We start from the raw sequence: 13,066 nt of genomic DNA on the forward strand, positions 1-13,066 counted from the left end.
TAGTTAAACTTTGGGCCAATAAATAGTGAATGTACTGCCAAGTTCTCCATCGGAGGCTACTTCAATTTTGCCCCCATAATTAATAATGAGCTTATTGGCAATACAGAGTCCAATGCCGCTCCCTTCAACATCATCTCGAGATTGCAATGTCTGAAATAACTTAAATATGAGTGAAAAATATTTAGGGTCAATTCCAGGGCCATTATCTGTTATCTCAATAATGTAATATTGATTAGAGGGGATAAGTGAAATATCGATAACCGGGTGCTCTTTATTGTTATGTTTTATTGCATTACTAATAAGATTTTGAAAAACAGTTTTAAAAGGGATCAGCGGTATATCGAGTACTTCGTTATTGGCGTGTATATCAACAGTGACAGCTTGTGGAACTTCTAAAATTTGTTCTATATCTTGGTAAATACTTTCTAAAGATATGTTTGCATGAGTTGAATCACAGCTATTTATTCTCGAGTAGCTTAGTAAATCTTCTAGCAGTACTTGCATTCTATTAGCCCGGCTGAGCACAAGCTGAAAGTTTTCTAGGTGCTCTTGAGGGAGTAAATCTTTACAGTCATCATAAATCCACTCTAATAAACGTTTTATAGCATTTAATGGTGACTTTAGATCGTGTGAAGCAATACTGGTAAATTCATCTAGTTCATCGCTCATTATTTGTAATTTTTTGATTAGGCGATCTTTTTCAGTTTCGTCTTTTTTTAGCTCGCTAATTGTTGAGTGAAACTTAGAACTGTTTATTTTATCTAATGAATTTTTACGTTGGACTAACTGATTAACAAAGTTTTTTTGTAAACTATTTAAGATTAATTTTTCTTTTTCGGTAAGTAGTGAATCACTTGCTCGGTCAAATATAAACCATCCAAATTTAAGGTTTGAGGGCAAAATAATAGGTGATACCACTCTAAATATTTTAGGAGCATGCTCGATAATCGATTCATTAAAAACGTCATCAGATAGTTGCTCTTTAGCTACTGTTATTTTTGAACCTGATTTATATAGCTCGACAGCACGTTGAGGCAGGTTAGCAACAATAGAGAATGAGCTCGTATCAAAAATGTTTAAAATTAGCTCAGCAAAGCTTTCTAAGCTTGTTTGAATGTCATTATCAAGAGAAGTCGTTAATTGCTGCTCATCTATTAATGATACACCTTCTAAATAACTCTCTACATTGGGCATTCAAACTCCTACAACAGTATTAAATAAATATGCCTCATTAAAATGAGATGCAACAAATGATTAACTTATTGTAGTTGATTATTTTGAATGTGTTGAATTATTCACTTTATAAATTAACGCCAAATTAAAGCCTTACCTTATTATAGTCAGTAGCTTATGAATCTATTTTCTAATAAGGTAAAACTAAGTCTGATCGTGAAATTTATGACTGAATAAATAAGTATTATGTTGGGTAGTGTTCTTACTAAAGATCAACATGCCCAAGTAAAAACAGCATATTTAATCGCTCATTTGTATAATTGTTTGCGCTACGCTAAATAAGGTTTTATGCGTATCCATTGCTTGTTTTTGTAGCTGTTTATGGGCTTGCTCTTCAGTGAGCTTTAACTGCTCAATAAGTATGTACTTGGCTTGGTGAATTACCTTTTGCTCACTAATTACTTTTTTAGCATCAAGTAACGCTTGGTTTATTTGTTTAATATGCTGGCTTTGCTCGATAATTAAGTCGTACATACTTTTATTACTATTGAGCTTATCGGCCGCTATGTTTTGGCTCACTTCTGGCTCTGGTTGCTTAACGGCTAATTGGCCAAAAGTAGGGGCTATGTGTTGCTCTACCATATTGTTAAGTACCTGCTTATTTGTATTTAAGCTACGTTGAGCACAGGCTATTTGCATTGCTGCGGTATCAATTAACTGATCTGCTATATTTTGTTCAATTTTGTGCATTATATCTATGCGCGTAGTGGTTACTTCGTACCATACTTCGCTAAGTTGTGAGAGCGGTTGAGCGTTCTCGTCATCGAGCTTTTGCAGTAAACTTCTAAGTTGCTCTACCTGATTATTAACCTGATGCGTTGTTAGTGTGCCAAAACATTTTAAAAGGTGCGCATCGGCGTACTCATTAAAAAAGTCAAAGCTGTGGTTTTGCTCTTGTACAAAATGCGCGAGTTGTTGTTTTTGTTCTGTGGTAAATTTACTCGCTGCAAATGCTTGTGCACCACAGGCACGCTCTTGTCCTGCGTATTCTTTACCTTGCATAAAATTAAAAAATGCGACTAATAAGCGCGTTATTTTGGGATCGCTTGCGCCATCAGCTGCCTCTAAAATAATATTGAGTAAACTAGCAATTAACTGAGTGAATGACTGCGTAGCATGTACCGCACTAATGTTTTGTTGTGCTATTTGCTTGCGCAATACCGGTAATGCATCGAGTGCTTGTAAGCTATAGGTAATTAAATTAAATAACCGAGTATGGCCAGTATCGGCGTTGTCGTTTATAAATGTTTGTTTAAGAGAATCATAAAATGCAGTTTGTGCGCTGTCGCTTAAAGGGATTTGTTCTTGTAATTGGGTTTTAAATCGCTCTCGATTTGAGGCCAAAAATATATTACTCATCGCGCGCTCTTTTTGTAACTGATGTACAAAATCGCCTAATTTAGTAAGCGAGGCACAACTGTTTTGTAATTGCTTTAGCGCGTGTATTTCTTGATACTTTGCTGCTAATAAAAACTGTTTTGTGAGAGGATTGCTTGTCGCCATTGGTATTATTCCACACTTTTTTGTTTTTAAAGTGCAACCACTGTTCCAATCATTAATAAATTTCATCATTGAATTTAAAATCAAGCTAATACAATTGCTTAAAGTGTTGTTTTTGTTTGCCACTGTTTTTCTATAATTTAAATTACCATTACTTTTAACTTATTTGGTGCATTTAAACATGTTATTGCACACAACTTGAACCCAAATTAAAAACAAAAAAAGCGCCTACTCCTGGGGAGGTAGTAAGCGCGAAAAGTGCATTATTCATTTTGTATCATGCGTTAACATTTATACTGTTTAATAACTCAGGGCTAATTGCCATTTTATGATTTATTACTTCACCAATCATAATAAGGGTAGGACCTTGAAGGTTGTGTTTAGCATGCTCATTTACTATCAGTTCAAGCGTACTAGTAATTACTTTTTGCTTAGTGGTAGTGGCATTCTCTATTAGTGCAATGGGTGTATTACTTGGCCAGCCCACTGATTGCAAACCGTTGCTTAGCGTTTGTAAGCGCGAAAGCCCCATATAAACCACTAAAGTGGGGTTGTTGTTTGCAGGCATAAACGCGTAATTTTGCCAATGAGGTTGCTTGTTAGGATCGGCAAACTGCGCCGTTAAAAATGTAACACTACGCGCTACATCGCGTGCAGTGAGCGGAATACCCGTATAAGCAGAAGTAGCACAAGCCGTTGTGACACCCGGCACAATAGCAAAATTAATATTATGCTTGGTAAGCGCATCGGCTTCTTCGTTAATACGTGCAAATATACTCGGATCGCCGCCTTTTAAACGCACTACGTTTAAGCCTTGTTGCGCGTATTTAACCAGTAGTTCGCAAATGTTAGCTTGGGTCATTGAGTGCTTACCCGCACGTTTACCTACAAATACTCGCTGTGCTTTTTTAGGAAGCGTTTTTAATAAATCATCGCTTACTAACCAATCGTATAAAACAACATCGGCGGTATTAATTAAACGCTGCGCTTTTACCGTAATTAGCTCAGCGTCTCCTGGGCCCGCACCAATTATATAAACGTTGCCGCTTTTAGCACTGCGATCATTTGAGCTTGTTAGCTTAGTAACAAGCTTATTTAGCCACACGTTTTCAATACCCGAAAAATAAGACAGTACACTCATAATATTCCCCTAAGCCACAGCTGTTGTAACTTTTGGTTCAGAGCTTATAAATACACTGCCGTCTTCAATTTTTGCATTAAAAACCGGTAAGTGTATTGCTTCTGCTTCTAAACATTCGCCTGTTTCTAGGCAAAAATGTTGCTTATATAAAGGCGATGCGACAACTAATTTATTGTCAATTGAGCCAATAATGCCACGCGATAATACATTGGCTTTGCCAATCGGGTCGTAGTTGCTAATGGCAAACACAGCCGTTGGATTTTGTGGAATGTAAAAAATAGCCACTTGCTGATTATTAACTAATGCGCATACGCCGCTATTAGCCACTAGGTTGTCGATTGTTCCAATATTATGCCAAGACATCAGCTTGCTCCTCTTCAACTTCCATTACTGGAATACGGTTTTGTGTATTACGTTGCTCACGTTTTTCGGCTTCTGTAGCAGGGCGAATTTGGTTACGCTCTTGCACAAACAAAATGTTGTCGTCGGTTTCGGGGCTATTAACAAACTGGCGGAATCGTTTGGCAGCATCTGGGCTTTCAATCGCTTTTTTCCACTCACACGCATAGGTTTGCGTAATTAATTCCATTTGCGCTTCTAGTTCGTCGCAAATGCCTAAGCTGTCGTCAATGACTACGCTTTTAAGGTAGTCTAAACCGCCTTCAAGGTTTTCCATCCATACCGACGTACGCTGTAATTTGTCAGCTGTTTTAATGTAAAACATAATCACGCGGTCAATGTATTTAATCAGTGTTGGCGTGTCTAAATCGGTCGCAAATAAATCAGCATGGCGAGGGCGCATACCGCCATTACCACACACGTATAAGTTCCAGCCGTTTTCGGTAGCTATAATGCCAATATCTTTACTTTGTGCTTCGGCGCATTCGCGGGTACAACCCGATACCGCCATTTTAAATTTATGCGGTGCACGTAACCCTTTGTAGCGGTTTTCTATTTCTATTGCGTGTCCAACGCTGTCTTGCACACCATAACGACACCACGTACTACCCACGCATGATTTAACGGTTCTAAGAGACTTACCATAAGCATGACCGGTCTCAAATCCAGCTTCTATAAGTCGCTCCCAAATAACAGGAAGCTCTTCTAAGCGTGCACCAAATAAATCAATACGCTGACCGCCAGTGACTTTGCAGTACAGGTTAAAGTCTTTTGCTACTTGTCCAATTACAATGAGTTTGTCGGGGGTTATTTCGCCGCCAGCAATACGCGGTACCACAGAGTACGAACCATCTTTTTGCATGTTTGCTAGGTACGTATCGTTAGTGTCTTGTAAGCCAACATGGGCGGGTTCTAAAATAAAGTCGTTCCATGTTGAGGCTAAAATAGAGCCAATGGCAGGTTTACATATTTCACAGCCATGACCGCTGCCGTGTTTAGTTAGTAAGTCATCAAAGCTTTTAATGCTTTCTACTTTTACCATGTGCAGTAGTTCTTGGCGTGAATACGCAAAGTGCTCACATACATGGTTGTTAACTTCAACTCCGCGACTTGCTAATTCGTTATCAACAACTGATTTTAGTAACGCAGCACAACCACCACAGCCGCTTGCTGCTTTAGTGCATGATTTTACCGATGCTAAATCGCATGAGCCGCCATCAATCGCGCCTACAATGTCGCCTTTACTCACATTGTGACACGAACAAATAGTGGCGGTGTCGGGTAGGGCACTGCCAGATAACGACGGCGCGCCGCTGCTGTCTGGTAAAATTAAACACTCAGGGTTTTCTGGTAAGTCCATGTCGTTAAGCATGTACTGTAATAAAGTATCGTAATCGCTGGTATCGCCAACAAGTACAGCGCCCAGTAATTTATCGCCTTTTTCACTTAGTATTATTTTTTTATAACAGCCGCGAATAGCGTCTTGATATATAAGCTCTTTACAGTCTGGCGTTTTTGCATGAGCGTCGCCAATTGAGCCTACTTCCACGCCTAATAGCTTAAGTTTGGTGCTCATATCGGCACCTAAAAACTCAAGCTCGCCACCACTTAATTGACTCGCTGCAACGCGCGCCATGTTGTAACCCGGTGCTACTAAACCAAATAGTTTTTTGTCCCACAGGGCACATTCACCAATGGCTAAAATATCAGGATCTGACGTTTGGCATTGATTATTAATAATAATACCGCCGCGTTCACCCAGTTCTAAATCAGCAATTTTACCTAGCTGATCATACGGGCGAATACCGGCAGAGAACAAAATTAGGTCTGTTTCTAAAAATGTCTCATCCGAAAAATTCAATCTAAAGCGACTGGTTTCGCCTTTTACTATTTCGCTGGTCGCTTTTGATGTATGCACCGTTACGCCGAGTTTTTCTATTTTATTTTTTAGTAGCGTACCGCCTTGTCCATCAAGTTGAACAGCCATAAGTTGTGGCGCAAATTCAACTACGTGGGTATCAAGCCCTAGTTGCTTAATGGCGTTTGCGGCTTCAAGCCCCAACAAACCACCACCAATAACAACACCGCTTTTACTTACAGCGGCACTGGCTTTTATTTCTTCTAAATCTTCTAATGTGCGATACACCAAACAATGGGGTTGGTCGTTACCTTTTATAGGTGGCACAAACGGAAATGACCCTGTCGCGAGTATCAGTTTGTCGTACGGGTATTGTTCACCGGTTAATGTGGTCACTATTTTTTCTGATCTATCAATGCCTTCAACCCACTGGCTGGTATGCACATTAATATTAAGCTGTTTATAGTTGTCGTGAGTTGTAAGTGCTAAATCGGCGGCTGTTTTGCCATCAAATACACTTGATAAGTACACGCGATCGTATGCAAGATTTGCTTCTCCGCAAAGTACAGTAATGTCTGCGTTGGCATCGCTTTGGCGCATTTGCTCAACAAAGTGGTGTCCGACCATACCATTACCAATAATGAGTATTTTTTGCGAGGTTTGCATAGGGCATTCCTTAAAGTGACGGTTTAAATACAATTAACAAAAAAGCCCGCCACATATACGCATTATGCATAACTGTGTGCGGGCTTCTTTGCCGGTGGTTGCTAATAGCTATTGTGCTCACAACCTAAATTTTTGCCGTAAGTAAAACGGGCTTGTTAATAGAATGTTTGCAAAAATACAGCCAGTTTTTTAAGTTATTGTTTAAATAGTATTTAATGTATTTTTAGAGTGAGGATAAAACCTATTTTGTTATATGTTGGTGCGCGCCTGGCACTAAGAGGGTGCAAGTATTGTCATTGTTTTGTGCATTATCAGTCAATAAAACACCCATTATCATTGAGTGTGTATTGAGTTAAATTTAACCCATAAAATATGCACACGAATTACGAGCAAAATGATAAACACAAACTCAATAGATGCTTCACCTTTTCACGAAGGCGAGCTGGCAATACAAGACAAACTCGGTAAACGAGAAATAATGGCAACATTTGGCAAACGTGCCGTGCGCTCATTTATGCCAGAGCAGCATCAAGCCTTTTTTGAGCAGTTACCATTTGTGGTTGCAGGCAGTGTTGATGAAAACGCTAATCCGTGGGTATCTATTGTTTCAGGGCAGCCAGGTTTTTTAAACTCCCCCACACCCACGTCGTTACTAATGACCCACGAGGTTGATAAAAACGATCCCTTACATGGCACGTTAAATATTGCCGGCTCGCCAATTGGTTTATTAGGCATTGAGCTAAGCACGCGTAGACGTAACCGTTTAAATGTGCGCGTAGGTGAGGCAATTGACGATAATCAGGTGAGTTTTAATGTTGATCAATCCTTTGGAAATTGCCCGCAGTATATTCAAACGCGCGACTTAACGCTTAATAGAGATCCTTTACTTAAAAGTAATGCGGTACAAAAAGTTGAATTTAATACACTTGATAACGCAGCTAGTGCGTTAATTGACACAACCGATACATTTTTTGTTTCAAGCTTTATAACCGCTAAAAACAATCCAAAAATTGAAGGTGTTGATGTTTCTCACCGTGGTGGGTTGCCGGGTTTTGTAAAGCGAGAAGGCAACACATTAACGATTCCTGATTACGCAGGTAATAATTTTTTTAATACCTTGGGTAACTTTTTATTAAACCCAAAAGCAGGTTTGTTATTTCCTGATTTTGACACGGGTAATGTATTAATGCTTACCGGCAGTGTTGAAATTTTATGGGACGGGCACCCAGAGCTTGAAGGCTTTATTGGCGCAGACCGAGGCTGGAAATTCACCCTCACTAAAGGAATGTGGCTTAAAAACTTACTCCCGTTTAGTGCTAAATTTGATGCTTATTCCCCTAATACTAAAATGACGGGCACGTGGCTTGAGGCTGATAAAAACAAACAAGCCGAAAAACTAAAACATACTTGGCAGCCTTTAAAAGTAACCAAAATAATTAAAGAAAGTAATGTAATTACCTCCTTTTATTTAGAAGGGCATAACAATACAACCTTGTTACCGTTTAAAGCTGGGCAGCATTTAACCGTACAAATACCAAGTAAAAATAGCGACAATAACAACAGTAATAGCAAACCTGTTATTAGAACCTACACCGTGTCATCGAGCCCTCATGAACTATTTTATCGGTTATCGATTAAAAAAGAGCTCAGTGGTGAGGTGTCTAACTACTTTCATAATAACGTAAAAGTAGGCGACGTTATTTTAGCTAAATACCCACAAGGGCAGTTTTTTATTGACCCAGCAAGCGCTAAACCTGCGGTATTAATTGGTGGCGGAATAGGTATTACACCTATGATCTCAATGGCTAAACACATTACCCATGAAGGGCTAAGAACACGCTATACACGCCCTTTGCATATTTTCCACAGTGCTAAAAACACCCAGCAGCGTGCTTTTTACAACGAGCTAAAAACACTTGCAGATACGAGTGGCGGGGCAATTGATTACTACTCACTTTTATCTCAGCCTGAGCTTGATGAAAAGCAAGACAATGGCTTTAATTTAAAAGACGAGGGCTTTGATTTAAAAGGGCGCATAAATGCGGATGTGTTTAGGTATTATTTACCACTTGATGATTACGAGTTCTTTTTATGCGGACCGCAAGCGTTTATGCAGCACGTATATAACGAGCTGTTATTACTCGGTGTGCAGGATAAAAATATATTTGCTGAAGCATTTGGACCCTCCGCTATTAACCGCAAAGTGCTTAACACAAGCGAAGCGCCTAATAAAAACAAAGAGATGAGCACTGAGGAAGCAGATAACACTGTAATTAAATTCAGTAAATCGGGCTTTGAGCAGCGCTGGAATAAAGGCGATAACACTATACTTAATGTAGCCGAATCCCATGGTTTAGAACCTGAATTTGGCTGTCGAAATGGCAGCTGCGGCAGTTGCGCCGTAAAAATAAACGCAGGCGCTGTAGTGTATCGCAATAACGTAAGCTACCCAGTAGAGGCAGGGCAGGCGCTAATTTGCTGCGCCGTACCGGCTAAAGGCGTTGAGGAGCTTGATTTAGAGCTATAGTTATCAATATAGAGCTTGAACTTTAAAAGCATATGGTGGGTGCTGGAGGTTAGAGACCTCCATTTTACCCTTTTATATGTATAGTTCGCGTTTAACGCAGCTACGAAATAGTTTATATTTTTCTAACAGGTCATCAGTTAAATTTATGATTTCAAGTGCATGCTTATTATACTTCCCAATATTATCCTCTTCCCCACCACGATCAGGATTAAGCTCGGGATAAAGGCAATATATTTGATTTTCCATAGCGACATGTGAGGGGTGATGGAAAAAATGGAGTGCCGTCCAGTTCATGATTTTTGATAAGGATTGACCAAATTCAGTAAATTTTACATTTAATTCTGCATTGAGAAAATCGTACTCAGTTTCTTGTGAATAATAGATAAAGTCTTGCAATCTTACTTTATCACTCCTGCTATATGAATGATCGCTCGTTAGCGAGGATATATATTCTGTTAGATAGAATTCTTCGAAGCCTTTAGTTATTTTTTGATAAAGCTTAACATCATGTTCTCGTGATAATGTTTTCTTCTCTATTTCATTATCAAATATTCCATTTACTTCTATTTTTGTTTTTTCTCTTTGTAAAAGTATATTATGAATTAATCCCAAAGTGATAAGTGCTAACCCTACTAGAGAATCATAATTTCCAATAATTCTAATATTAAATTCTTTTGTGAAAATTTCATTTAAAATATTTTGTAGAATTGAAGATGAGGTTAAACCAAGTCCTGCAATAATGACAGCCCAAGTAACCTTGTTGGAAAATTCGGGGAAAAACAACCGAAATACTTTTTCTATTTTGACCCAGTTGATAGATTGAACTCCTTGTAGATGTACGTATATTCGTATTTACTTAATCGACTAACAATTACACGATTCACTTAAAGCTGATATAAGAATTATACTTCCATTGCCTACTAAAATAATACTAAACCAAGGTTGTCCTGAAAAGTATTTCCTAAGTTTTATTAGGCTTATTTTGAATATAGCGTACCAAAATACATTTGCAGCTGGCTCTACACATTATTAATGTAAGTTATTGGCAATCATAAATATCATTAAAGAAAGAGTTAACCTATACAAAAAAAGAGGCTAAATAGCCTCTTTCCAAACAGTATTAAAAACTTAAAACTAAGCGAGTAAACCCGCTTTTGTTTCAGGCATTGCTATAAAGCCGTCAAGTTTACGAACGTTGTTTAACCATCTTAAAATATTTGGGTATTGCTCAAGCGATACGCCACCCTCCGGTGCGTGTGCTATGTACGAAAAGTTGGCAATGTCGGCAATAGTTGGTTGAGTGCCTACTAAGTACTCGCGATTTTGTAAGTATGCATCCATTGTTTTAAATAATGTGTGGGCAATGTTTATCGCGTTTTGATGATCAAGCTCTGCGCCAAATACAGTAACTAAACGCGCCGAGCACGGACCTGAAGCCACAAGCCCTGCAGCAACGCTCAACCAGCGCTGAATGTGCGCTTGAACAGTTACATCTTCAGGGTACCAGGTTCTGTTAGCATCAAATTTTTGTGCCAAATACAGCAAAATAGCGTTTGAATCATTAATAACGTCATCGTTATGTTTAAGTACGGGTACTTGCCCAAAAATATTCATTTTTAGAAAGTCAGCTTGCTTTTGTGCGCCGTTTTGCAATGCAACATCAACCATATTTACATCAAGATTTAAAAGCGATGTAAATAGCTCTGCACGATGTGAATGACCAGATAAAGTAAAACGGTATAGCGTTAGGTTGCTCATGGGTTGTCCTGTTTTTTAATTTTGAATAGTGATTTTTAATAAGGCTATTCTTTCACTATTATCAGTTTTGAAAAACCGAGCTAGTAAGGAATTAATGTCAATGCTATATTGACAATCATGGATACTATTATTGGCATTAAAACAATCATAGCGGTTGTTGAAACAGGCTCTTTTACAGCCGCAGGCGACAGGCTAGGGCTCTCAAAGGCACTGGTTAGTAAGTACGTGGGCATTGTAGAGCAAGACTTAGGGGTTAGGTTATTTAACCGCTCCACGCGCAGAATTTCGATTACCGAAGCGGGGCAAAGTTATTACGCAAGCGTAGTGCCTGTAATTGAAAGCTACAGCGAAATGCTCGATAACTTATCGGGTCAAACAGCGCTTGCTAGCGGCAAACTTCGGGTGAGTGCGCCGGTGTCGTTTGGTGAATCAAACCTTGCGCCGTTAATGCCTGAGTTACTGAGCCGCTATCCCGATTTAAGTATTGATTTAGTGCTTTCAGACAAAACAATTGATTTGCTAGAAGAGGGGGTTGATTTAGCAATAAGAATTGGCAGTGTGTCTGACTCTAATTTAATTGCGAGGCAAATTACCAGTTACCCTTTAATTTTATGTGCATCAGCAGATTATATTCAACGTTTTGGCGCACCTATAAGTGTTGGCGAGCTTGAACAACACGCTACGGTGATTGATAGCAACTTTAAAATAGGTCGCCATTGGCCTCTAGTTTCACCTAGTGGTGAGGCATTAACGGCAAGCGTAAACTCGCGTGTTTCGGTTAATAATCCACAAGCTGTAAAAGAGGTGGTTGTAGCGGGTGGCGGTATTGGCTTAATCCCTGAAATAGTGGTGAGAGACGATATTGCATCAGGTAAGCTTGTACAGGTTATGCGGGACTATAAAACCTTTGAGTTTGGCTTATTTGCTATTTATCCGCATAGAAAGTTTGTGGCTCAAAAGGTTACGTCGTTTATTCAGTTTTTATTTGAAAAGTTTGAAGCTAAGCCAAAAACAAAAAAGCCTAAAATCAGTTAAGTGATTTTAGGCTTTTTAAAGTGGGTCATTAAAATATAATTTAAAACAGTTGCTTACTTAAAAGTGGTGCTTACTTAAAACAACCACTTACTTTAATATAATAACTGGCACATCGTTGTTTTCGAGCATTTTAATGGTATTACTGCCCACAAAAAACTGCCTTAACTTAGAGTGCCCAAAAGCCCCCATAACAATCAAATCAATATTATTTTGTTCTTTGTATTGCATTAACGAGTCAAAAATATTGCCCTCTAAAAAGCTTGCAGACACTTCAAAACCCATACTACTGAGTTTAAATTGAGCGTTAAGAAACTTCTCTTCTAAGTTTTTCTCATTATTATTAATACTCACTAAATGACAATGAAGCCCATGTAATAAACCGCCATCAATGACTTGTTGCAGTGCTTTGTCGGCTGTTTCGCGACCATCGTACGCAATCATAAATGATTTAGGCTGCTTAAACTTTCCAGAAATAAGCAATATTGGTTGCGAGGCGCTACGCACGAGCGTTTCGATGTGTGAACCAAGTGCATTTAAATCAACACGATGATCAACACCATTTCGACCAATAACGATTAAGCGAGTATCATCTTTAAAATCAATAATAGCGTCGATTACATCACCGTGACGTTTAATTAATTCATAGTTTTGAATATGAGCAATTTTTGCTTGTACAGCAACCGAGTCGAGTAATTCATCTGCTAGTTTTAAAGAAACTTTACTACGGTGTTCATCGAGTTTTGTCATTTCTTCAAGCAAAGCCGATTGGGCACCTAAACCAATTGTACCGGTGTAGTTACCTACATTAGTTTGTTGTATTTTTTCAAGCATATGTATAAAGCTAATTGATTTATCTAGCTTTTTTGAAGCCCAAATAGCAGCTTCGGTTACAGCGTGTGTAATGACAGAGCCATCGATACAGGTAATTATTTTTTCCATTACATTCTCC

At 38.8% G+C, this 13,066-nt stretch carries 10 protein-coding genes; 2 read left to right on the forward strand and 8 right to left on the reverse strand.

Annotated features, from left to right (window positions below):
- Window positions 1-3: 3 nt before the first annotated feature.
- The 5 genes from I6F42_RS03245 to nirB all read right to left on the reverse strand — a co-directional run bounded on the left by I6F42_RS03245 (window position 4) and on the right by nirB (window position 6,797).
- Window positions 4-1,194, reverse strand: coding sequence for an ATP-binding protein (locus tag I6F42_RS03245; protein WP_197150880.1), 1,191 nt, complete (start codon window positions 1,192-1,194; stop codon window positions 4-6).
- A 279-nt stretch (window positions 1,195-1,473) separates the two neighbouring features.
- A complete protein-coding gene (locus tag I6F42_RS03250) occupies window positions 1,474-2,736 on the reverse strand; it encodes a nitrate regulatory protein (RefSeq protein ID WP_007585210.1) in 1,263 nt (420 codons plus the stop codon).
- A gap of 274 nt (window positions 2,737-3,010) precedes the next feature.
- The gene (gene cobA / locus I6F42_RS03255; RefSeq protein WP_197150881.1) at window positions 3,011-3,874 is read right to left on the reverse strand and encodes a uroporphyrinogen-III C-methyltransferase; all 864 of its coding nucleotides are present in this window, start codon (window positions 3,872-3,874) and stop codon (window positions 3,011-3,013) included.
- Window positions 3,875-3,883: 9 nt separating this feature from the next.
- On the reverse strand, window positions 3,884-4,237 hold the full coding sequence (nirD, locus tag I6F42_RS03260) for a nitrite reductase small subunit NirD (RefSeq protein ID WP_002959861.1): 354 nt from the start codon (window positions 4,235-4,237) through the stop codon (window positions 3,884-3,886).
- Window positions 4,224-6,797, reverse strand: coding sequence for a nitrite reductase large subunit NirB (gene nirB, locus I6F42_RS03265; protein ID WP_197150882.1), 2,574 nt, complete (start codon window positions 6,795-6,797; stop codon window positions 4,224-4,226). Before nirB ends, nirD begins: the two co-directional genes overlap by 14 nt.
- A gap of 394 nt (window positions 6,798-7,191) precedes the next feature.
- Between nirB and I6F42_RS03270 the strand changes: the two genes are divergently transcribed.
- Window positions 7,192-9,324 (forward strand): pyridoxamine 5'-phosphate oxidase family protein, encoded by a 2,133-nt coding sequence (locus I6F42_RS03270; RefSeq protein WP_197150883.1) that lies wholly within the window; start codon window positions 7,192-7,194, stop codon window positions 9,322-9,324.
- 72 nt (window positions 9,325-9,396) lie between these two features.
- Here I6F42_RS03270 and I6F42_RS03275 read toward each other — a convergent pair whose 3' ends face one another.
- On the reverse strand, window positions 9,397-10,107 hold the full coding sequence (locus tag I6F42_RS03275; RefSeq protein ID WP_197150884.1) for a hypothetical protein: 711 nt from the start codon (window positions 10,105-10,107) through the stop codon (window positions 9,397-9,399).
- Window positions 10,108-10,458: 351 nt separating this feature from the next.
- Entirely contained in the window at window positions 10,459-11,082 is a 624-nt protein-coding gene (locus I6F42_RS03280) for a glutathione S-transferase (RefSeq protein WP_197150885.1), read from the reverse strand.
- A gap of 117 nt (window positions 11,083-11,199) precedes the next feature.
- Here I6F42_RS03280 and I6F42_RS03285 point away from each other — a divergent pair, with 117 nt between their 5' ends.
- Entirely contained in the window at window positions 11,200-12,117 is a 918-nt protein-coding gene (locus I6F42_RS03285; RefSeq protein ID WP_197150888.1) for a LysR family transcriptional regulator, read from the forward strand.
- 87 nt (window positions 12,118-12,204) lie between these two features.
- On the opposite strand, the gene I6F42_RS03290 is transcribed toward I6F42_RS03285, so the two are convergent.
- Window positions 12,205-13,056 (reverse strand): universal stress protein, encoded by an 852-nt coding sequence (locus tag I6F42_RS03290; RefSeq protein ID WP_197150890.1) that lies wholly within the window; start codon window positions 13,054-13,056, stop codon window positions 12,205-12,207.
- Window positions 13,057-13,066: the final 10 nt, after the last annotated feature.

Origin of the sequence: Pseudoalteromonas sp. SWYJZ12 (assembly GCF_015864395.1) — a bacterium.
Classification (GTDB): Bacteria; Pseudomonadota; Gammaproteobacteria; order Enterobacterales; family Alteromonadaceae; genus Pseudoalteromonas; species Pseudoalteromonas arctica.